The organism is Streptomyces sp. NPDC047079, from assembly GCF_040643755.1.
Taxonomy (GTDB): domain Bacteria; phylum Actinomycetota; class Actinomycetes; order Streptomycetales; family Streptomycetaceae; genus Streptomyces.
This window is the reverse complement of record NZ_JBEYUZ010000023.1, coordinates 30,704-50,769: the sequence shown is the minus strand read 5'-3', so window position 1 is coordinate 50,769 and position 20,066 is coordinate 30,704. Positions and strand designations below refer to the sequence as shown.

The window sequence follows — 20,066 nt, the reverse complement described above, 5'->3', positions numbered from 1 at the left end:
GCCGGGTCTCGGACGCGCTCACCTCGGGCGCTCGGCGCTCGGCGCCCGGTGCCACGGTCACCGATACGTCCTGTCCGGCCGGGCTCGCGACGCCCGCCGCCAGGCCACCGGCAGCTGTTCCTCCCGCGCGCTCGCCGAGGCCCTCTCCTGGCCGTGCAGCAGGCCCCAGGTGAAGGCGGACTCGCCGGCCGTGTGCGCCGCCACGGCCAGACGGCGAAGCGTGTCACGGGCCACAACGCCGTCGTGGTGATCACCGCTGACCTTCTGTACCGCCTTGACCCGCTTGCCGAGACGGCGGGCGGGCTTGCCGAGGGCCGGACGGGCCGCCTGAGCGGCGTACCTCAGCCGCTTGGCGGCCTTGCGGGCCTGATGGATCGCCGTGTCGCGCTCCGAGCCCGGCGGCAGCTCCAGGGCCGGGACCATACGCCGCCGGAGTCGGTCGTACTCCTTCGTCAGCGCCTTGACCATCACCTTCTCGGGCGGCCGGGCGGCCTTGGCGCGCAGTGGCGGACGGGTGGTCAGCTCGTGCAGCCGCTCCAGAAGCTCCCTGTAGCGGGGCGAGGCCAGGGCGTCGAGGGTGCGCCGGCGGGCCTCGGCCCGCTGCGCCGCATCCCAGGCCGTCAGACGTGCGGTGACGGGACCGAGGACCAGTTCGCCGGGCAGCTCCCGCAGCCCCGTGCGCAGTCGGTCACCCAGCACTTCGTGGTCGCGTTCCGCTCCCAGCTCCCCGGCCAGCCACTTCAGTTCGGTGCGGATGGGCTCGGTGGCCTCGCGGTCCAGGACCAAGCGGTAGGACCGCAGGGCACTGCGCAGGCGACGGCAGGTGACGCGCATCCGGTGCACCGCGTCGGGTGTGCCGCGGCGCACCGCCGGGTCCAGCTCCACGAGTGCGCGCGCCTGTTCGCGGAGGTAGGCGCACACGTGCTCGCCGGCGGAGCCCGGGGCCACCCGAGGGGGCGCCTCCGGGGCGCCGTACTGATCCGGTGCCGTCTCCGCCAGGGCGCGGGCCAGCTTGGACGGGCTCTTCGCGCGGTCGATGCCCTTCTTGGCCAGTACCTTCTCGATACCGTCGAGCAGTGCGGGGTCACCCTCCTCGCCGAGCTCGACCTCCATCTCGGTCCACACGGCGTGATGGTCCTCGCCGAGCAGCGAGTCGGCACGCACGGTGTCCAGGCTCAGCTCGGCGAGGGTGCCGCCCTCGGTGTCGACGAGGTCGCGCACGGAACGGGTCGTCCGCAGGCGCACCACCGGCCGCAGTGGTGCGCCGCGGGTGCGGGAAGCGACCAGGTCACGGAGCGAGTCCGGGACCTCCTCGGACAACGGCACCCGGATCTCCTCGCGACTGTCGCCCTCCAGGGGCAGCTTGAGGTGCCAGCCGGCGTCCGTGCCGCCCGTCCTGCGTCGCAGGGTCGCCGAGCTGCGGGCCAGCCGCAGGTCGGCGGTGTCGAAATAGACGGCGTCCAGGTCCTCGATCCCCCGGTCGACCAGCGACGCGACCGGGTCCACGCCGGTCAGGTCGGGCAGCCAGGCGATGTCGTCGGCCGCAGGCGCCGCGTACTTGCGTTCTGTCTCTCGTTTCGACTGGGCCATACAGTGCCGGTTGACTGAATCGGGCGGGTCAAACACCTAGGCGCCCCCGCGCTTGCCGGTAGTGGCGTCGTCTACCAATAGTGGCGTCGTCCGAAGACGGCGTGCCCGAGGGAACCGAGGAGGAACAGGACGGCTCCGACGACGACCAGGATGATGCCGATCGTCCAGAGGACGGAGATGTTCGTCACGAAGCCGATGATGAGCAGAATGATCCCCAGGATGACCATGACGTCCTCCCTGCGAGGGGTGTTGTCACTGATGGCCGGGCGGCGAGGTGTGCCGGTTGTCCGTCACGTTCCCGCGGCACGCGGCCGCCCGCCGTCCGAGAGCAGCTCCTCGAACAGCGCACGGTAGTGGACCATGGCATTGCGTAGCTGCTCCGTGGTGGCCTTCCGCTGGGTGCCGAGCCGGTCGACCTCATGGGCCGCCCGATAGTGCTCCAGCGTCCGGCCGTGCTCGACCGACAGATCCCTCACCTGCTCCTCGAAGCCCTCCGTCGGATAGCCGCGGTCCCGCATCAAGGAGGTCACCAGGCGGTCGGCGTCGTGCACGGCGTCCTCGGGCCGGTCCACGAACTCCTCCTGCACGGTGGCCCACTCCCGGGCGTACCGGTCGCGGACACCGCTGGGCAGAGGCGTGATGTCGAGCGTCTCATGCCGTTTCTCGCGGGCTGTGAGCTCCCGTTCGGCCGCTCGCCGACCGCCGGTCTCCTCCACCGTCCTGTCGTATTCGGGGCCGAAGCGTCTGCGCAGTCGCCGACGGCGCATGAGGAGAGAAGACCCCAGTGCGATCAAGGCAAGCACCACCACGACGGGGATGATGATCGCCAGAAGTGTCCCGGTTGTCATCGGGCCACACCCCTTAAGACATGCCCGATAAGTTAGATAAGTTCTATTTCCGGTATCCCCCCGCGCCAGTGCCCGAAACCAGGGACCCGTCGGCGCGTGGAGGCCCGCGACGGGAAGCGTCGCACTCTTCACCGAGGCGACCTGGACGGTCACCCCGAGTGACCCCCGGGCGGATGGCCCCGCGCTTCGCCGGGCTCCGGACCCCTCGGATACGGGAGGATCCGGGCGGCGAGGCGCGGGGCCCCTCAGGGCGTCACGAGAGGTACGCCTCCACCTCGCTGAACTGGGCGGCCGGCCAGCCGGTGTTGGCGGTCACGTTCAGCCTCAGGTAGCGCAGGTTCGTGCCGTTCGGGAGGGTGACGGTCACCGTGTTGCCGGTCGCCGGGTCGAAGCGGTAGTCCTTCGAGCCGACCACGGTCGTGTACGCGGATCCGTCCGTGCTGCCCAGCACGGACAGGGTCTGGGTGCGTGCCTGCCAGGCCGCGAGCGGCGGCAGTTTCAGCACCAGTCGGCGCGCCGCCTGCGACGACCCCAGGTCGACGGTGAGGGACTGCGGGAAGGCGTTGTTCGTCGACTCCCAGTAGCTGTTCGCGTCCCCGTCGACCGCCTTGCCCGGGGTGTAGACGTCCTGGAAGCCGCTCGCGGTGGCCGGACGGCCCTTGGCGAGGTTGCGGTTCGGGTCCGGAGGCGGGTTGCCCTGGCCCGGCTGCGGCCAGGTCGAACAGTCTGACCAGGTGCTGCCCCAGCCGGAGTTGCCGCCGCCGTCGTTCAGCGTGAAAGCACCGGAGTTGGCCGGGTAGGGGCAGTTGTAGATGCCCGCCGAGCCCACTCCGGTGGCGGTCACATTGCGGAAGGTGGCGGCGCCCTGGGCCTCGGCCTGCACGACGACCGTGCCGGTGTTGCGCACGGTCGCGCCGTCCACCGTCACGTTTCTGACGGGGTAGCCGTGCCCGCCGCCGGAGACGAACTCGAAGGCGCTGTAAGGGCTGTCGTTGATCGTCGTGTTGGTGATGTTGACGGTGGCGTTGATGGCGCTGTCATAGGAGTCGACGCGCAACGCGCTCATGGGGTGGTTCCAGTTCGGGTTCATCGCCCCGGTGCGGACCAGCGTGTTGCCGTCGACCGTGATCGTGCCGGCCAGCGGATGGAAGGGGTCCAGGAACTTCTGGTTGGAGATGGCGATACCGCTGCCGAGGGCGTTGGTGTCGGAGATCAGGTTGTTCCTCACCGCGAGGTCCGTGCCGCCGTAGATCGCGATGCCGTTGGCGAGGTTCGGCTGCGAGATGGTGTTGTTCTCGAAGCTGCTGTTGGTGTCCGGCGAGTACAGCGACCACATGGCGAGCGCGTCGTCGCCCTGGTTGCGCAGGAAGTTGTTGCGGACCCGGACGCCCTTGGCGGTGCCGTTGAGGTTCAGACCGTCCGCGGTGGTGTCGAGGATACGGTTGTTCTCCACGACCAGGTTGTCGTTGTTGCCGGTCAGCCACAGGCCGACCTTCAGGTGCTGGAGCCACATCCCGGAGACGGAGGAGTTCGGGCCCAGCGAGCCGTTCACGAAGTTGTCGGGGCTGGAGTCCACCCGCTCGGTGACCTCACCGATGACGGCGAAGTCCTTGATGTGGACGTTGCCCGACGAGCCGGACTGGTCGATGAAGCGGGAGGTGCGCACCACGGAGTACCAGCCGCCGGCGCCCTGGAGGGTCACGTTCTGTACCCCGCTGAGCGAGGACGTCAGCCGATAGTCGCCCGGCGGGATCCACACCACTCCACCCTGGGCGGCGGCGATGGCGTCCCGGAAGGCCTGGGTGGAGTCCCCCTGTCCGCTTGGATCGGCTCCCCTGGAGGTCACGGAGACCGATCCGGCGGGCTGGGTGGCGGCCGCGGGGACCTGCTCGAAGTCGGCGACGTCGACCGTGACCTGCGTTCCCGTCGACTCGACGGCGACCTTGTCGCCCGCCTGGACGTTCTGCCCGAGCAGCAGCCGGGCGTTGTCGTAGAAGTGGTGGGTCTTCGCACCCGGGATCCAGCCGGTGTCGACGTAGGAGTACTTGGACGTCACCGCGAGGGTCTTCGACAGCCTGGTGCCGTTGACGTAGACGTTGAGCGTGCCGGACTGCCCGTCGGGAACGCTGTAGGCCACGTTCATGGCGTTGGCCGCACGCGGGACGGTGAACTCGACGCGCTGCCCGGACGTGAGGCGGACGGCCTGGCGGCCGGAGGCCTCGGAGGCGAGGGTGCCCTGGGTGTAGTCGGGGCCGATCCTCGTTCCGGTGGTGGTGGCCGACTCGGCCTCGACCGAGCTGAAGGGCAGGGTGGCGCCCGCGGCCGCGTGGGCGGCGGGTGCGCCGAGGGTGACGAGCATGCCGGCGGCGAGGGCGACGGCCGCCGCGATTGCCGGCATGCGCCTGACAGATCTGACCGTGTTGGTGCCGGGGTTGCCGTGCATGTGCTGATCCCTTCGTGGTGGGGGTACGGGGATAGCGCGGTGCGGGGCGGCTGTCAGGCGCGCAGCCAGACCGCCGTGTCCTTCGGTAGGCGGCCCCGTTCGTCCAGGGGGCCGCTGGCCAGCAGGGGCGGGGAGGAGGCGGGCAGTTCGACGGGGGTGTCGGCGAGGTTCACCACACAGCTCGCGCCTCCCGCTCGGGTGAAGGCGAGGACGCCTTCGGGGGTGGGCAGCCAGGTGAGCGGGCCGTCCCCGAAGACCGGCCGGAGGCGGATCGCCTCGCGGTAGAGGCCGAGCATGGAGCCGGGGTCGGCCGCCTGGAGGTCGGCCGCGTACGCCGGCCAGTACGCGGGCTGCGGCAGCCAGGGCTCCCCGCCGAATCCCGCGTGGGGTGCGTCGGCCCTCCACGGCAGCGGCACCCGGCAGCCGTCGCGGCCCGGGTCGGTGCCACCGGAGCGGAAGTACATCGGGTCCTGGATGCGGTAGGGGGGGATGTCGGCCTCGGGCAGGCCGAGTTCCTCGCCCTGGTAGACGTAGACCGCGCCCGGCAGGGCCAGCGACAGCAGGGCGGCCGCACGGGCGCGCCGGGTACCGAGAGCCAGGTCGGTGGGGGTGCCGAAGGCTTTGGTGGCGAAGTCGAAGCCGGTGTCCTCGCGGCCGTAGCGGGTGACCGTACGGGTGACGTCGTGGTTGCACAGCACCCAGGTGGCCGGGGCCCCGACGGGGGCGTGCTCGGCGAGGGTGTCGTCGATCGACCTGCGCAGCCGGCGCGCCTCCCAGGGGCATGAGAGAAACGAGAAGTTGAAGGCGGTGTGCAGCTCGTCGGGGCGCAGATAGCGGGTGAAGCGTTCGGTGTCCGGGAGCCACACCTCGCCCACGAAGACGCCGCCGTACTCGTCGGCCACCCTGCGCCAGGAGCGGTAGACCTCGTGCAGTTCGTCCCGGTCGACATACGGGTGGGGGTCGCGGCCCTCGACGAAGTCGGGCAGACGGGGGTCCTTGACGAGCAGGGCGGCCGAGTCGATGCGGACGCCCGCCACGCCCCGCTCGAACCAGAAGCGCAGGATGTCCTCGTGCTCCTGGCGGACCGCAGGGTGGGCCCAGTTGAGGTCGGGCTGCTCGGGCGCGAACAGATGGAGGTACCAGTCGCCGTCTGGCAGCCGGGTCCAGGCCGGGCCGCCGAACTGGGAGGTCCAGTCGTTGGGCGGGAGTTCGCCGCCCGGACCGCTGCCGGGTCGGAAGTGGAACAGCTCGCGCTCGGGGCCGCCGGCGAGGGCTGCGCGGAACCAGGGGTGCTGGTCGGAGACGTGGTTGGGCACGATGTCGACGATCGTGCGGATGCCCGTCTCCCGCGCTTCGGCGATCAGCTTCTCGGCCTCCGCGAGCGTGCCGAAGGCCGGGTCGATGGCACGGTAGTCCGCGACGTCGTAGCCGCCGTCCTTCATCGGTGACAGGTACCAGGGGTTGAACCACAGGGCGTCCACACCCAGTTCGGCGAGATAGGGCAGTCTGGAGCGCACGCCCGCGAGGTCGCCGGTGCCGTCCCCGTCACCGTCCGCGAAGCTGCGGACGTACACCTGGTAGATGACGGCGGAGCGCCACCAGGCGTCGTTCCGCGGCCCGCCCCGGGGGCCGTGGCCGCCCCGGTTGCCGTTGTCGTGGCGGTCGCCGTGGTCGTTGTGGTCCTTCCGGGCATGGGTGGGCTGTCCCACGATGCCTGCCTTTCTGCTCTGGGGACGGGTCGGCGTCAGCCCTTGGTGCTGCCCGCGCCGATCCCGGCGATGATGTGCCGCTGGAAGACGAGGAAGAGCGCGACCATCGGGATGCTGGCGATGACCATCGCGGCGATGAGCACGGTCAGCTGGATGTTCTGCGACAGCTGGACCAGTGCCACGCTGATCGGCTGCTTGTCGGTGTCGGAGAAGACCATCAGCGGCCACAGGAAGTCCTGCCAGACCGCGACCAGGGCGAAGATCGACACGACGCCGAGCACCGGTCGTGACATCGGCAGCACGATCGACCACAGGGTGCGCAGCCGTCCGGCGCCGTCGATCTCGGCGGCCTCCAGTACGTCCCTGGGGAGCTGGTCGAAGAACCGCTTGAGGAGGTACAGGTTGAAGGCGTTGGCGACCGCCGGCAGCCAGATCGCGAGGGGGTCGTTCAGCAGGCTCGTGTGGATCAGCGGCAGGTCGGCGACGGTCAGGTACTTCGGTACGACCAGCGCCTGGGCCGGGACCATCAGGGTGGCGAGGACACCGCCGAGGATGACCTTGCCTAAGACGGGCCTCAGCTGGGACAGGGCGTAGGCGGCGGCCGTGCACAGCACCAGCTGGAACAGCCAGGCCCCGGCCGCCTGGACCACCGTGTTCCACAGATGCTGCGGAAGCTGCATCAGGTCCCAGGCGTCGGTGTAGCCGCTGAGCTGCCAGTGCCGGGGTACGAGGGTGGGCGGGGTCTGGGCCACCTCGTCCGGTGACTTCATCGCGCCGGTCACCATCCAGTACACGGGGAAGAGGAAGGCGAGCGCGAACAGGGCGACGACAGCGGCGAAGACGGTCCAGTACAGGGCCTTGCCGCGCGGGCGGGCCAGAGCGGCCGGCGAGATCAGGGTCCGGGTGCTCATACGGTGTCCTCCCCGGAGCGGGTGAGCCGGAGATAGACGGCGGAGAAGAGGCCGAGCAGTACGAGGAGCATGACGCTCAGCGCGCAGGCCCCGCCGAAGTCGTTGTAGAGGAAGGCGTACTTGTAGATGAGGTACAGAACGGTGACCGTTGCGTTCTCCGGTCCGCCACCGGTGATCACGAACGGTTCGGTGAAGATCTGCATGGTGGCGATGATCTGAAGGAGCAGCAGCATCAGGATGACGAACCTGGTCTGCGGGATCGTCACATGCCGGACGCGCTGGAGGAGGTTCGCGCCGTCCAGTTCGGCGGCCTCGTACAGCTCGCCGGGGATGGAGGCGAGCGCCGCCAGATAGATCAGGACGGTGCCGCCCATGTTGGCCCAGGTCGCCACGAGCACCAGGGAGACGAGAGCGGTGTCGGCGCCGTTGGTCCAGTTGGAGGTGGGCAGGTGCAGAAAGCGCAGCGCCTCGTTGGCAAGACCGGCCCCGGGATCGTAGAACCACTTCCACAGCAGGGCGCTGACCACCGGCGGAATCATGACCGGCAGATAGACCACGACCCGGAAGAAGGCCCTGGCGTGCCGGAGTTCGTTCAGGACGAGGGCCAGCACGAAGGGGACCGCGAAGCCGATCAGCAGGGCGAGCAGTGTGAAGGTGAGCGTGTTGCGCCAGGCCGCCCCGAACTCCGGGTCGTGCAGCACCCGGGTGAAGTTGGCGATGCCGACCCACTCGGGCGAAGAGCCGGGCGTGTACTTCTGGAAGGCGATCACGACCGCGCGGATCGCCGGATACCAGGAGAACAGGGCGAAGCAGACGAGGCCGCCGAGGAGGAAGCCGTACGCGCGCGCCTGGTCGGCGAGGCGGCGCCGCCCCCGGCCCCCTGCCGGGGTCGGCGCCTGCACCGGGTGTACGGCGATCGCCTCTACGGGCCGTCGTGCGGCGGTCTTCGTCATGGGTGTCAGCTCCGGGCCAGGATGGTGTCGATCTTCCCGGAGGCGTCCTTGAGGAGCTGGTCGATGTCGGCGTCCTTCTTCGTCAGCACGGCGGAGACGGTGCCGTCGAGGACGGAGTAGATCTGCTGGGCGTTGGGCGGCTCGATCTTCATCCGGAGGCTCTGGTTGCCGTCCAGGAAGGACTGGTAGTTCTCCACCGGCACATTGGCGTTGGCCTTCTTCGCCTGCTGGTCCCTGGCGTCGGCGGCGCCGGTGAACAGCCGGGGCTCGGGCAGGCCCACGGGTGCGTTGTTCTTCTTGGCGCGGGCGTAGTCGCCGAGGAAGCCCTTGCCCGGGGTGAGGAACATGTGGTCGAGCCACTTCAGGCCCGCCCGGATCTGCGCGGGTGTGTCCTTCTTGTTGAACATGTAGCCGTCGCCGCCGATGAGCGTGCCCTTGTCGCCGGGCATGGGGGCGATGGCGAGGTCGTCGTAGTTGCCGCCCTTCTCCTTCACCAGGATCGGGATGTTGTCGGGGGCGGAGAGGTACATGCCGAGCTTTCCGGAACCCATCATCTGCTGTACGTCGTTGATGACGAGGAGCTGCTTGCTGCCCATGGAGTTGTCGGTCCAGCGCATGTCGTGCAGGTTCTGAAGCGCGGCGCGCCCCTCGGGGGTGTCGACCGCGGCCTTCTTGCCGTCGGCGGCGACGACGTCACCGCCCTGGGAGTACAGCTCGGCCGTGAAGTGCCAGCCGCCCTGGTTCTGGGCGCTGTAGTCGGCATAGCCCACGGTGCCGTTGCCGAGCGCGGCGATCTTCTTGGCGTCGGCGCGTACTTCCTCCCACGTCGTGGGCGGCTTGTCGGGGTCGAGGCCGGCCTTCTGGAAGAGCTTTTTGTTGTAGATCAGGCCCATGGAGTAGCCGGTGCGCGGAATGCCGTAGATCCTGCCGTCGACGGTGTAGATGTCGCGCAGCTGCTTCTGCAGGGTGTCGTAGCTCTTCAACTCCTTGACGTACGGGGTGAGATCGGCCGCCTGCCCGGTGTCGACGACGTGCTCGACATCCGTGAAGTACGTGTAGAACACGTCCTCCATCTGGCCTCCGGCGAGCTTGGCGTCGAAGGTCTTGGGGTCCTCGCAGGGGAATGCGTCGTGGGCGACGACGTCGATGTCCGGGTTCTGCTTCTCGAAGGAGGCGATGTCCTCCTCGAAGAACCGGCGGTCGACCTTGGCGCTCTTGGGCGGCTCGCAGTTGACCGTGATGCGCGTCTTGCCGCTCGCGGGGCCGTCGTTCGACCCGCAGGCGGAGACGGCGAGGGCGAGGGAGCAGACGCCGATCGCGGCGAAGGTGCGGCGGAACCCGGTGCTTCTCATCGGTGGACCCCTCTGGGCAGGAGCGGTGGGCGCCGCACACTCAAGCACCGGCGACATCTCTTCGCAAGATGTCGCGCAGAATCTGTAATTATTCGACAGCAGGATGGATCTCAAGCACGAGGCGCTTGCGCGGTCGATCCGCGCACCACCAACTCCGGCTCGAACAGCAGCTCGTCGGCCTGTACGGAGCTCCCGCCGATCTGGACGCTGAGCAGCTCGACCACGGCCTTGCCCATCGACTCGATGGGCTGCCGGACGGTGGTGAGCGGGGGTTCCGTGCAGTTCATCAGCGCGGAGTCGTCGTAGCCCACGACGGAGATCTGCCCGGGCACCTCGAGCCCCTTGCGGCGGGCGGCCCGCACGACGCCCAGGGCCAGCGGGTCACTGGCGCAGATGAACCCGGTGACCCCGCGGTCGATGAGCTTGGCCGCCGCCGCGTGACCGCCCTCGATCGAGAACATGGCGCGGGCCACGAACGCGTCCGGCAGTTCCCCGGCGATCGCCCGCGCCGCCGCCAGCTTGCGGGCCGAGGGCACATGGTCGCCCGGGCCCAGCACGAGACCGATCCGCTCGTGGCCCAGCGAGGCGAGGTGCCGCCACGCCTGCTCGACGGCCACGGCGTCGTCGCAGGAGACACCCGGGAAGCCGAGGTGCTCGATGGCCGCGTTGACCAGCACCACCGGGATGTTCCGGTCCGCGAGCAGCCGGTAGTGGTCGTGCGGGGCGTCCGCCTGCGCGTACAGCCCGCCGGCGAAGACCACACCGGACACCTGCTGTTGCAGCAGCAGCGTCACGTAGTCGGCCTCCGAGACACCGCCCTTGGTCTGGGTGCACAGCACCGGGGTCAGCCCCAGCTGGGCGAGCGCGCCGCCGATCACCTCGGCGAAGGCGGGGAAGATGGGGTTCTGCAACTCCGGCAGGACCAGGCCGACGAGCCGCGCCCGCTCGCCGCGCAACTGCGTGGGCCGCTCGTAGCCGAGGACGTCGAGTGCGGAGAGCACCGCCTGCCGGGTGGCTTCGGAGACTCCGGGCTTGCCGTTGAGCACCCGGCTGACCGTGGCCTCGCTGACCCCGACCTTCTTCGCCACCTCAGCAAGTCGTCGCGTCATGCACGCAAGAATAGCGCAAGTAATGCAAGACGCTTGCGTAAGCCAGGGGTAGCCCGCCGGGTCGGCGGGATACCCCTGGCCGCTACACCCGGCTGCCGGTCGCCGTGTCCGACGACAGTCGCTGGGCGAGGTAGATCGGGAGGACGGACAGCAGGACCAGAACGGCCGCGACCACGTTCACCACCGGGGCCTGCTGGGGCCGGGTCATATTGTTGAAGATCCAGATGGGCAAAGTCTCGATGCCGGGACCGGCGGTGAACGTCGTCACCACGATCTCGTCGAAGGAGAGCGCGAAGGCGAGCAGCCCACCCGCGAAAAGCGCCGAGCGCACCAGCGGGAAGGTCACGTCGGCGAAGGCGCGGAAGGTGTTCGCGCCGAGGTCCATCGCCGCCTCCTCGTACGAGCCGGCGGTACGGCGCAGCCGGGCGACGACATTGTTGAACACGACGACGATGCAGAAGGTGGCGTGGCCGACGATCACGGTGAACAGGCCGAGGCCCACGCCGAGCGGCTCGAGAACCGTACTGAACGCGGAGTTGAGGGCGATGCCGGTGACGATGCCGGGCAGCGCGATCGGCAGGACCACCACGAAGGAGATGGCGTCCCGGCCGAAGAACCGGTGCCTGGCCACCGCGAAGGCGATGAGTGTGCCGAGGGCGAGCGCGATGGCGGTGGCGCCGAGCCCCGCCTTCACCGACACCCACAGCGCCTCTCGCGCACCGGAGTTGCCCCATGCCACCGACCACCAGTGCAGGGTCAGTCCGGGCGGCGGCCAGCTCGCGCTGCGGTCCGGGTTCAGGGAGTTGACGAGGACCAGCAGCAGCGGCACGTAGATCACCGCGAAGCCGAACCCGGCGGCGACGCGCAGCGCGATGCGCGAGGAACGGGAGAGTTGCACGGTCGGCTCCTCTACAGACTGCTCAGGGCGCCCGTGCGGCGCATCGCCAGCAGGTACAGCACGATGACGACGACCGGGACCGTGCCGAGGGCGGCGGCCATGGGCAGGTTGAGTTCGATGTTGGAGTAGACGAGGTTGCCTATGAGCTGTGTCTTGCCGCCCACGATCTGCACGGTGATGTAGTCACCGAGGCTGAGCGAGAAGGTGAAGATCGAACCGGCGGCGACCGACGGCAGGACCATGGGCAGGACGACGGAGCGGAAGGTCCGGCCGGGCCGGGCACCCAGGTCCGCCGAGGCGTCGAGCAGGCTGGCGGGCAGCTGCTCGAGCGCGGTGTGGACCGGGAGGATCATGTACGGCAGCCAGAGGTAGGTCAGCGTGATGACGGCCGCCGGGAGTCCGAACCCGGGCCCGCTCAGCCCGAACGGCTTCAGCATCCAGTCCGCGAGCCCGCCCTGGGACAGGATCAGCCGCCACGCGTACACCTTGACCAGGTAACTCGCCCACAGCGGCGTGAGGATGGCCACCACCAGCAACGGGCGCCACCTGGGCCGGGCGACACGGGCGGTGTAGAAGGCCAGCGGGAAGGCGATCACCGCGCACAGGACGGTGACCGCGAGGGCCACGCCGATGCTGCGCAGGATCACCTGGCGGAAGACGGAGGTGGTCAGCAGCGCCTGGAAGTTGTCGGTGGACCAGACCTTCACCACCTCGGAGGTGAAGGAGTTCGTCGTCCAGAACGCGGAGACGAACAGCACCGTAAGCGAGCCGAGATAGAGCACGGCCAGCCACAGCAGGGGCGCGGTCAGCAGCAGGGACAGCCGCAGCCGCCGGCGGCGGTGCAGCAGCCCGGCGAGCCGCCGGACGGGGGTCCGTCCGGCGGCCGGCAGGGTGGCGCTCATCGTCGTGACCTCAGCCCTTGATCTCGGTCCACGCCTGGACCCACTTCGCGTACGGCACGCACTTGACGTCGGTGCGGCCGTCGAGGCACTGCTCGATGGGGGTGTTCCAGAAGGCGACGCTCTTCCAGTAGGCCGTGTCGGCCGCGTGGTAGGTGGTGCAGAAGTTCTTGTCGCTGGTCTCGGCGCACGCCTTGGCGTTGGACGGGGCCTCACCGAAGTACTCGGCGACCTGGGCGTTGACCTTCGGCGAGATGATCCAGTTCAGCCACTGGTAGGCGCAGTTGGGGTGCTTGGCCTTGGCCGAGAGCATCCAGGTGTCGGACCAGCCGGTCGAGCCCTCCTTGGGCACGAAGGCCTTGACCTTGGCGCCCTCGCTCTGTGCGAGGTTGGCGATGACCTGCCAGGTGGTGCCGACCACGGAGTCGCCGCTCTTGAAGGCGGACACCTCCTTGAGGTAGTCGCCCCAGTACTCGCCGACGTCGGCGTTCTGCTGCTTCAGCAGGGCGACGGCCGCGTCGAACTGCTTCTGGTCCAGCGCGTACGGGTCCTTGATCTTCAGCTCGGGCTTGGTGGCCTTGAGGTAGAGCGCGGCGTCGGCGATGTAGATCGGGGAGTCGTACGCGGTGACGTGGCCCTTGTACTTCGACGCGTCGTCGAAGACGGCGGACCACGAGGTCGGCGCGGGCTTGACCTTCTCCGTGTTGTACATCAGCAGGTTGGCGCCTCGTCCGTGCGCGATGCCGTACGCCTTGCCCTTGACGGAGTTCCACGCCTGGAGCTTCAGGTCGCCGAACACGTCCTTGTAGTTCGGCACGAGGGCGGTGTTGACCGGTGCCGCGTCGCCGGAGGCGATCAGGCGCAGGGATGCGTCGCCGGAGGCGGAGACCGCGTCGTACTCGCCGGTCTTCATCAGCTTGACCATCTCGTCGGAGCTGGCCGCGACCTTGGAGTGAACCTGACAGCCGGTTTGCTTCTGGAAGTCGCTGACCCAGTTCACCTTGGCGTCGTTGGAGCCGTCCTCGACATAGCCGGCCCAGGCGACGAGGTTGACCTGCCCCTCGGACTTGCCGAGCTTCGACTGGGCCTTGAGGTCCGGCGGGTTGAGGCCGGTGGAGGAGGAGCCGCCCGAGCCGGACGAGCCGGACGACCCGCAGGCGGTGGCCGCGAGCAGCACCGCGACGGCGGCGGCGGCTTTGAGAGTACGAGTGAGACGCACGACGTTCTCCATAGGTGACGGTGGCGGTGTGGGGGGCAGCGGGCGTGGGGGGTCAGCCGGCTTCGGGGACCTGGACGGCGTGGCGGCGGTGCCACTGGAGGCGCACCCGGGTGCCGCGGTAGGCGGCGACGTCCTCGGAGGAGGTCTCCAGGTTCTGCTGGAGCGCGGTGAGGCGTCCGCCCGCGTCGAGGTCGACGAGGAAGCGGGTGGCGTCTCCCAGGTAGACCACTTCGGCGACGGTGCCGGTGGCGGTGGAGTGCTCCGGCTCGTCCGCCATGGCGGACTCCTTCAGGACGCGGATCTTCTCGGGCCTGATGCTGTACGTGCCCCCGGTGCCGACGACCTGCTCGGCCGCCGCGCCCTGGAGCAGGTTCGAGGTGCCGACGAAGGAGGCGACGAACGCGGTGGCGGGGCGCTCGTAGATCTCAGCCGGGGTGCCGACCTGCTCGATGCGGCCCTGGTTGAAGACGGCGATGCGGTCGCTCATCGTCAGGGCCTCCTCCTGGTCGTGGGTGACGAACACGAAGGTGATCCCGACCTCGCGCTGGATCGCCTTGAGTTCGACCTGCATCTGCTCGCGCAGCTTGAGGTCGAGGGCGCCGAGCGGCTCGTCGAGGAGGAGCAGACGGGGGCGGCCGACGAGGGCGCGGGCGAGCGCGACCCGCTGGCGCTGGCCGCCGGAGAGCTGTGCGGGCCGCCGCTTGCCGAAGGCTTCGAGGCGTACGTCGGCGAGCGCCTCGCGGGCCCGGGCGAGCCGCTCGGCCTTGGGTACCTTGCGGACCTTGAGGCCGTAGGCGACGTTCTGCTCGACCGTCATGTGCGGGAAGAGGGCGTAGTCCTGGAAGACGGTGTGCACGTCCCGCTCGAAGGGCGCGAGGCCGGTGACGTCCTGGCCGGCCAGCTCGATGGTGCCGGAGGTGGGGCTCTCGAAGCCCGCGATCATGCGCAGGACGGTGGTCTTGCCGGAGCCGGACGGGCCGAGCATCGAGAAGAACTCCCCGTCGGATATCCCCAGGTCCACTCCGGCCACCGCGGTCGTGTCACCGAACTCCTTCCGCAGCCCCTGCAGCCGGATCGCGCTTCCCTCCATGGACGGGAACCTTTCTGGTGCACTCTTCCGTTCTTGCCTTCGACTCGTAAAGATATGAACTCATAGTTCAAAGCTCAAGACCCCCTTAGGGTAAAGGTTGAGTCAACGCACAAGGTGGTGGCCGTGAAGCACAACTGGGGCGGCGGGGCCCGGAGAGCCGTGTTCTCTCCGGTGGACACCCGCGCGCGCGTGGAGACGGTCGTCCGCCGCCTCAGCGACGCCATCGAACTCGGGCTGCTCGCCGACGGGGAGCAGCTCCCCGGCGAGAGCGAGCTGGCGGGACAGCTCGGCGTGTCCACCGTGACCCTGCGGGAGGCGCTCATGGCGCTGCGGCAGCAGGGCCTGGTCACCACCCGGCGGGGACGCGGCGGCGGCAGCTTCGTCTCACTGCCCGCCGACCCGGCCGAGGAGCGGATCAAGCAGCGGCTGGCCGGCTGGAGCACGGAGGAGCTGCGCGATCTCGGCGACCACTGGGCGGCCGTCTCCGGCGCCGCCGCCCGTCTCGCCGCCCAGCGCACCGAGCCGGACGATCTCCAGCCGCTGCGGCGCACCCTGGAGGAGTTCGCGGCGGCCGAGGACGCGGCGGCCCGCACCCGGGTCTACGGCCGGTTCCATGTGGAGCTGGCGGCGGCCGCACAGTCCGCCCGGCTCACCCGGGAGCAGGTCTCGCTCCAGACGGAGGTCGGGGCGCTGCTGTGCCTCGTCCTCGGGGACGACTCCTATTGCGAAGAGGTGGCGGACCGTCATCTCTCCGTGATCTCAGCGGTGCAGGATGGGGCGCACGAATCGGCCAGGGAGCTGGCCGAACGGTGCGTACGGGAATCGACGGCACGGCTCATCGCGCTGCGCCTCGCCCTGTAGGACGCGCCGGCCTTCGGTCCGTGTGCGCGGGAGGGCGTCGATGAGCACGAGCCACGGTCTGGTCGCCCCGCCCGAAGGCGACGTGGCGGCACGGGTGCGGTCCGCGCTGGAGGCGGTGTTCGACGCCGTTGCGGAGACCCGCGCCGACACGACGGCGCTGCTCGCACGGGTGGCGGGCCGGGGCCGAGGGCCCGCGACCGTGGACCTGGCGGCGCTGCGCCCGGGCCTCCACGCCCGGCTGCTACGGCATGAGCTGGTCTCCGGGGTCGGGTTCGTCGCGGACCCCGGGCTGCTGAGCGACGTTCCGGCATGGCTGGAGTGGTGGCAGACCGGCGCGGGCGGCGGCGTACGGCCCCTGCTGCTCGACCTGGACCCGGCGCGCTCGGCGTACTCCGACTACACGCACTGGGACTGGTTCGCGCTGCCCCGTGACACCGGGCGGCGGGCGGTGGCCGGCCCCTACGTGGACTACCTCTGCTCCGACGAGTACAGCCTCACCCTGTCGGCGCCCGTCCACGTGGCGGGTCGCTTCGCGGGCGTGGTCGCGGCCGACGTCTACCTCCGGCACTTCGAGGCGGCGGCGCTCCCGCTGTTGCGCGCCCTGCCCTCGCCCGCCCACCTGGTCAATGCCCGCGGCCGGGTGGCGGCCTCGGCCGACCCCGCGCATCTGGCCGGATCGCTCACCAAGGGGCCCGACTTCGCCGCCGTACTGGAACGGGCACGACCGGAGGTCTGGCGGGGGCTGCGGCTGGTCCCGTGCGACGGGATACCGCTCGTGCTCGTCGTCGGCCGCTGAGCCGGACGGCCGCCGCGGGCCCCGGCGCCGTCGGTGACCTGAACACCGACGGAGCCGGGGCGGTGGAGAGAGTCTTCACTCCGGCTGCACGGGCACCACGCTGAGGTGGCCCGTCGTGCGCCGGGTTCGGCGCGGACCCCGCCCTGCGGGCGCCGGGCGGCGCGCCTCGCGCAGCACCAGCGTCAGTTTCGAGTACCCCATGGCCTCCAGGGTCTTGGGCGTCTCCCCCACCACCCGGCAGTCGCCGCCCCAGCGCGGATCGGGGTGCAGCAGGGGGCGCACCGCCCCGTCGTGCTCCATGGCGTGCGAGCCGACCGCGCGGATCCAGTGCGGCAGGCCCTGCCGGTAGGCGGCCTCCATGATCGGGTCCTGGGCGATCTCGCGGCGGATGGCCTGGAGCCCCTGGTCGTGGCCGTGCCGCTCCACCGCCGCCGCGAAGTGTGCCAGCATCGGCAGGCACCAGCTCGACTCGTGCTCGCCGAGGACCGTGCCCGCCTCCGGGTGGAACAGCACGAATCGCAGGAAGTTGTCACCGGGCATGGCCGTCGGATGCGGCCCGACCCCGCGGAAGAGGGCCTCGAACGCCGTGTTCGCGAGCACGACGTCCCAGCGGTGGTCGAAGACGACGGACGGGAAGGGGACGGCTTCCAGAAGCATGGCGTAGTCCCGCAGATACGCCCTTGCTTCCGGACTCTCGGGGACGGGCCGCGGCTGCGACCGCTGCCCTCCTGCCTGAAACGCCATCGGGAGGTCACCCCTCTTGCCCTTGCGGCCTTCACGCGGCGCCCCGATCCTGCTGCCCCGGATCGAGCCGTGTCAACTATCGTGGCATTTGGCGTCCGTTGACGGCCGAATCTCGCCACAGTTGTGGCGAGACCTGGATGTGAGTTCGAGACAACGGTTAATCTCCGGGTGGTTCCGGACGACCATGAGAACGATGTGAGAAGAGACGTAGGAGATCTGTCGGTGACGGATGGCTTCGAGGTTCCGGGCGCCACGGCGACGGGTCTGCTGCCGGCCGTCGTGGCGCGGGTCACCGCCCTCGCCGACCGGCTGGGCGTGCCGCACGAGGAGATCTTCGACGTCGCGCGCCTGTCGGTCGCCTCCGGGGTCCCGGAGCCGGTGGTGAAAGCCCTGCTGAGCGGTGTGCCCGCCGGGGAGCCGGATCTTCAGACGCGCTTCCTGCAACGGCTCGACCTGTTGCGCCGCACCCGGCTCAAGCCCAACGGCCGCAAGTACACCCAGCAGGAGATCGCCGACGGCGCGGGCATGTCCCGCCAGCAGGCGGGTGCCCTCATCAACGGCGACCGGCGCCCCACCATGGAGCACTGCGACGCCATTCAGCGCTTCTTCAGGGTGCATGCCGGGTTCCTCACGGCCGAGGACCCCGAGGCGCTCGCGAACGTCCTCCAGCGCTCGGAGCAGGAGCTCCTCCAGCAACTCGCCGACCGCGAGCGCGCGGCGGCCGACACCGCCGACGATCCGCTGGAACGGCTGCTTCAGGACCACGGCGTCCGCGGCATCGCCTGGCGGGCGGCCCAGCTGCCCACCGACCAGCACCGCGACAAGGTCGCGGAGTGGCTGGACATGCTCCTGGAGAGCGTCAAGCGGCCCGAGTCCTGATCCGGGGGAGAACCGTGGGCATCGGAAGGGAAATGCGCCGCCTGTGCGGCGAGTTGGTCGCGGAGCTGTCGCTCCCGGTACCGGCGGCACCCGCCGACCTCTACGCCGCGCTGTGCGCGGGCATGAGCAGACGGCGCGGCCGTCCCGTCCAGTTCCGTACGGCCCCCTTCCCGCCCGGTACCGCGAGCGGCCTCTGGCTCGACATGGCCGACCAGGATCTCGTGGTCGTCGAGGAACGCACCGCCCCCGACCACCAGTTGGTGATCCTCGGCCACGAACTGTGGCACATGAACGCCGGCCACCACGGCCACCCCGTGCAGGGGGCGACGGTCGCGGCGCGCCTGCTGAGCGACACCGCCGACCTGCAGGCGACCGTGCGCAAGGTCGCCGCCCGCACGTACTTCGACCTCTCCGACGAGAAGGAGGCCGAAAGCTTCGGTCTTCTCTTGGCCAGCAAGTGCCGTACGTGGCTGGCCGGTTCGTCGCTGCGCGGACCCGTCACGCGGGACGACCTGGCGGGCCGCATCGAGGCGTCGCTCGGCTACCGCGGGCCGCAGGGCCGCTGAGCGGCCCCGGGGCACCGACACGATGGACGGTTCGAGCTACTACATACCCGCCACCGCGATGGCGGTCGCCTTCGCCTTCAAGGCACCCGCGCTGCTGCGCTCCTGGCGCGATCCGCTGCTGCGGTCCGTGTGCGCGCTGCTCGCCCTGGCGGCGTCGGTCTTCTTCTTCGCGGCGCCACCGACGATCACCGAGGTCAACCACCTCACCGGCATCACCAATGTCTCGGCCCCGCTGGTGTACGCCCTGCTGAGCGCGTTCAGCGCGTCCTGCCTGGTGCTCGTCGTCAACTGGCGGGGCGGGCCTCCCGCCGTCACCGGCACCCTCACCCGGCGGATCACCATGGGCTACGGCGTGGTCATGGCCGCCCTGGTCGTCCTGTTCGCCCTGGGCGACGCGCCGGTGGAGCGGCTGCGGGACTTCGACACCTACTACGCCCGCGCCCCGTACATCCGCGAGATGATCGTGCTGTACCTGGCGGCGATGACCGTGGCGGGCCTCGCGATGACCGTGCTGTGCTGGCGGTGGGCTCTCCAGGTCCACGGCTGGCTCAGGGCCGGACTGCTGGTCATCGTGACCGGCTATCTGTTCAACCTTGCCTATCTGGCGACCAAGTTCACGGCCGTGATCGCCCGTTGGAGCGGCGGAAACCTCGACGACCTCAGCACCTACGCGGCCCCCGCGCTCGCCTCCATCGGCGGCCAGGTCAGCGCCGTGGGCTTCTGTCTGCCGCTGGCCTGCCAGCGCGTCGGGGACAACTGGGCCACCTGGTCGACCTATCGCCGGCTCGGACCGCTGTGGCGCGAGCTGAGGCCGGTGTCCACCCACACCGGCCGCGAGGGGCGCATCTCCTGGTGGTCGTCGGCGGAGCTACAGGTCACACAGCGGGAGTCCGACATCCACGACGGCATGCTGAGCCTGTACCCCTACTTCGACCCGGCGGTCCGCGCACGCGCGTACGACGCCGCCGTGGCGGCGGGCTCCTCCCCGGTCCAGGCGCGGGCGGAGGCCGACGCGGCGATGGTCGCGGCGGCGGTAAGGGCCAGGGCGGACGATCCGGAGGGCCGGGTCATCGGCACGGCACAGGCGGCTGCCGGACCCCACGACAGCCCGCGTGACCTCGTGCGCATGTCCCTGGCCCTGCGCAGCTCACCCGTCGTCGCGGCCGTCCGGGGCTCGGCCGGAGCGCGGCTTCCATGAC

Annotated in this window: 19 protein-coding genes; 5 read left to right on the top strand and 14 right to left on the bottom strand. The window is 70.1% G+C overall.

What is annotated here, in order from left to right; translation table 11 throughout:
* Nucleotides 1-57: 57 nt before the first annotated feature.
* The 13 genes from ABZ823_RS24970 to ABZ823_RS24910 all read right to left on the bottom strand — a co-directional run bounded on the left by ABZ823_RS24970 (nucleotide 58) and on the right by ABZ823_RS24910 (nucleotide 15,021).
* The gene (locus ABZ823_RS24970) at nucleotides 58-1,590 is read right to left on the bottom strand and encodes a CYTH and CHAD domain-containing protein (RefSeq protein ID WP_361664478.1); all 1,533 of its coding nucleotides are present in this window, start codon (nucleotides 1,588-1,590) and stop codon (nucleotides 58-60) included.
* 71 nt (nucleotides 1,591-1,661) lie between these two features.
* Nucleotides 1,662-1,817, bottom strand: coding sequence for a DUF6131 family protein (locus ABZ823_RS24965; protein WP_361664475.1), 156 nt, complete (start codon nucleotides 1,815-1,817; stop codon nucleotides 1,662-1,664).
* Between the two features lie 63 nt (nucleotides 1,818-1,880).
* Nucleotides 1,881-2,438: a hypothetical protein gene (locus ABZ823_RS24960; RefSeq protein ID WP_361664473.1), complete on the bottom strand. Its 558-nt coding sequence runs from the start codon at nucleotides 2,436-2,438 to the stop codon at nucleotides 1,881-1,883.
* 253 nt (nucleotides 2,439-2,691) lie between these two features.
* Nucleotides 2,692-4,881, bottom strand: coding sequence for a discoidin domain-containing protein (locus ABZ823_RS24955; protein WP_361664470.1), 2,190 nt, complete (start codon nucleotides 4,879-4,881; stop codon nucleotides 2,692-2,694).
* 53 nt (nucleotides 4,882-4,934) lie between these two features.
* Complete coding sequence (locus ABZ823_RS24950; protein ID WP_361664569.1) at nucleotides 4,935-6,455, bottom strand: glycoside hydrolase family 13 protein; 1,521 nt, start codon at nucleotides 6,453-6,455, stop codon at nucleotides 4,935-4,937.
* A 170-nt stretch (nucleotides 6,456-6,625) separates the two neighbouring features.
* Complete coding sequence (locus ABZ823_RS24945; RefSeq protein ID WP_361664467.1) at nucleotides 6,626-7,501, bottom strand: carbohydrate ABC transporter permease; 876 nt, start codon at nucleotides 7,499-7,501, stop codon at nucleotides 6,626-6,628.
* Complete coding sequence (locus tag ABZ823_RS24940) at nucleotides 7,498-8,454, bottom strand: sugar ABC transporter permease (protein WP_361664464.1); 957 nt, start codon at nucleotides 8,452-8,454, stop codon at nucleotides 7,498-7,500. Before ABZ823_RS24940 ends, ABZ823_RS24945 begins: the two co-directional genes overlap by 4 nt.
* Nucleotides 8,455-8,459: 5 nt before the next feature.
* On the bottom strand, nucleotides 8,460-9,806 hold the full coding sequence (locus tag ABZ823_RS24935; protein ID WP_361664461.1) for a sugar ABC transporter substrate-binding protein: 1,347 nt from the start codon (nucleotides 9,804-9,806) through the stop codon (nucleotides 8,460-8,462).
* A 110-nt stretch (nucleotides 9,807-9,916) separates the two neighbouring features.
* Nucleotides 9,917-10,915, bottom strand: a complete 999-nt coding sequence (locus ABZ823_RS24930; protein WP_361664458.1) for a LacI family DNA-binding transcriptional regulator — start codon at nucleotides 10,913-10,915, stop codon at nucleotides 9,917-9,919.
* Between the two features lie 82 nt (nucleotides 10,916-10,997).
* Nucleotides 10,998-11,813: an ABC transporter permease gene (locus tag ABZ823_RS24925; RefSeq protein WP_361664455.1), complete on the bottom strand. Its 816-nt coding sequence runs from the start codon at nucleotides 11,811-11,813 to the stop codon at nucleotides 10,998-11,000.
* A gap of 11 nt (nucleotides 11,814-11,824) precedes the next feature.
* The gene (locus ABZ823_RS24920; RefSeq protein ID WP_361664451.1) at nucleotides 11,825-12,715 is read right to left on the bottom strand and encodes an ABC transporter permease; all 891 of its coding nucleotides are present in this window, start codon (nucleotides 12,713-12,715) and stop codon (nucleotides 11,825-11,827) included.
* Between the two features lie 10 nt (nucleotides 12,716-12,725).
* Complete coding sequence (locus ABZ823_RS24915) at nucleotides 12,726-13,931, bottom strand: ABC transporter substrate-binding protein (RefSeq protein ID WP_361664448.1); 1,206 nt, start codon at nucleotides 13,929-13,931, stop codon at nucleotides 12,726-12,728.
* 52 nt (nucleotides 13,932-13,983) lie between these two features.
* Entirely contained in the window at nucleotides 13,984-15,021 is a 1,038-nt protein-coding gene (locus tag ABZ823_RS24910) for an ABC transporter ATP-binding protein (RefSeq protein ID WP_361664445.1), read from the bottom strand.
* A 114-nt stretch (nucleotides 15,022-15,135) separates the two neighbouring features.
* Here ABZ823_RS24910 and ABZ823_RS24905 point away from each other — a divergent pair, with 114 nt between their 5' ends.
* Together ABZ823_RS24905 and ABZ823_RS24900 are read left to right on the top strand one after the other, a co-directional pair.
* Entirely contained in the window at nucleotides 15,136-15,882 is a 747-nt protein-coding gene (locus tag ABZ823_RS24905) for a GntR family transcriptional regulator (protein WP_361664443.1), read from the top strand.
* A gap of 40 nt (nucleotides 15,883-15,922) precedes the next feature.
* Nucleotides 15,923-16,678, top strand: a complete 756-nt coding sequence (locus ABZ823_RS24900) for a hypothetical protein (protein WP_361664440.1) — start codon at nucleotides 15,923-15,925, stop codon at nucleotides 16,676-16,678.
* A 75-nt stretch (nucleotides 16,679-16,753) separates the two neighbouring features.
* On the opposite strand, the gene ABZ823_RS24895 is transcribed toward ABZ823_RS24900, so the two are convergent.
* Nucleotides 16,754-17,422: a hypothetical protein gene (locus ABZ823_RS24895; protein ID WP_361664437.1), complete on the bottom strand. Its 669-nt coding sequence runs from the start codon at nucleotides 17,420-17,422 to the stop codon at nucleotides 16,754-16,756.
* Between the two features lie 222 nt (nucleotides 17,423-17,644).
* Between ABZ823_RS24895 and ABZ823_RS24890 the strand changes: the two genes are divergently transcribed.
* From ABZ823_RS24890 to ABZ823_RS24880, 3 genes are read left to right on the top strand one after another with little or no spacing between them, the layout of a single operon-like run.
* Nucleotides 17,645-18,301, top strand: a complete 657-nt coding sequence (locus ABZ823_RS24890) for a helix-turn-helix transcriptional regulator (protein WP_361664434.1) — start codon at nucleotides 17,645-17,647, stop codon at nucleotides 18,299-18,301.
* Between the two features lie 32 nt (nucleotides 18,302-18,333).
* Nucleotides 18,334-18,867 carry a toxin-antitoxin system, toxin component gene (locus ABZ823_RS24885; RefSeq protein ID WP_361664566.1) on the top strand — a complete coding sequence of 178 codons (534 nt, stop codon included), beginning with the start codon at nucleotides 18,334-18,336 and terminating at the stop codon, nucleotides 18,865-18,867.
* Between the two features lie 22 nt (nucleotides 18,868-18,889).
* On the top strand, nucleotides 18,890-20,065 hold the full coding sequence (locus ABZ823_RS24880) for an MAB_1171c family putative transporter (RefSeq protein WP_361664431.1): 1,176 nt from the start codon (nucleotides 18,890-18,892) through the stop codon (nucleotides 20,063-20,065).
* Nucleotide 20,066 lies beyond the last annotated feature (1 nt).

What these genes read in the sequence shown, in the direction of transcription:
- ABZ823_RS24970 (WP_361664478.1), bottom strand. Translation starts at nt 1,590, where the DNA reads ATGGCCCAGTCGAAACGAGAGACAGAACGCAAGTACGCGGCGCCTGCG.
- ABZ823_RS24965 (WP_361664475.1), bottom strand. Translation starts at nt 1,817, where the DNA reads ATGGTCATCCTGGGGATCATTCTGCTCATCATCGGCTTCGTGACGAAC.
- ABZ823_RS24960 (WP_361664473.1), bottom strand. Translation starts at nt 2,438, where the DNA reads ATGACAACCGGGACACTTCTGGCGATCATCATCCCCGTCGTGGTGGTG.
- ABZ823_RS24955 (WP_361664470.1), bottom strand. Translation starts at nt 4,881, where the DNA reads ATGCACGGCAACCCCGGCACCAACACGGTCAGATCTGTCAGGCGCATG.
- ABZ823_RS24945 (WP_361664467.1), bottom strand. Translation starts at nt 7,501, where the DNA reads ATGAGCACCCGGACCCTGATCTCGCCGGCCGCTCTGGCCCGCCCGCGC.
- ABZ823_RS24940 (WP_361664464.1), bottom strand. Translation starts at nt 8,454, where the DNA reads ATGACGAAGACCGCCGCACGACGGCCCGTAGAGGCGATCGCCGTACAC.
- ABZ823_RS24935 (WP_361664461.1), bottom strand. Translation starts at nt 9,806, where the DNA reads ATGAGAAGCACCGGGTTCCGCCGCACCTTCGCCGCGATCGGCGTCTGC.
- ABZ823_RS24930 (WP_361664458.1), bottom strand. Translation starts at nt 10,915, where the DNA reads ATGACGCGACGACTTGCTGAGGTGGCGAAGAAGGTCGGGGTCAGCGAG.
- ABZ823_RS24920 (WP_361664451.1), bottom strand. Translation starts at nt 12,715, where the DNA reads ATGAGCGCCACCCTGCCGGCCGCCGGACGGACCCCCGTCCGGCGGCTC.
- ABZ823_RS24910 (WP_361664445.1), bottom strand. Translation starts at nt 15,021, where the DNA reads ATGGAGGGAAGCGCGATCCGGCTGCAGGGGCTGCGGAAGGAGTTCGGT.
- ABZ823_RS24900 (WP_361664440.1), top strand. Translation starts at nt 15,923, where the DNA reads ATGAGCACGAGCCACGGTCTGGTCGCCCCGCCCGAAGGCGACGTGGCG.
- ABZ823_RS24895 (WP_361664437.1), bottom strand. Translation starts at nt 17,422, where the DNA reads ATGGCGTTTCAGGCAGGAGGGCAGCGGTCGCAGCCGCGGCCCGTCCCC.
- ABZ823_RS24885 (WP_361664566.1), top strand. Translation starts at nt 18,334, where the DNA reads ATGCGCCGCCTGTGCGGCGAGTTGGTCGCGGAGCTGTCGCTCCCGGTA.
- ABZ823_RS24880 (WP_361664431.1), top strand. Translation starts at nt 18,890, where the DNA reads ATGGACGGTTCGAGCTACTACATACCCGCCACCGCGATGGCGGTCGCC.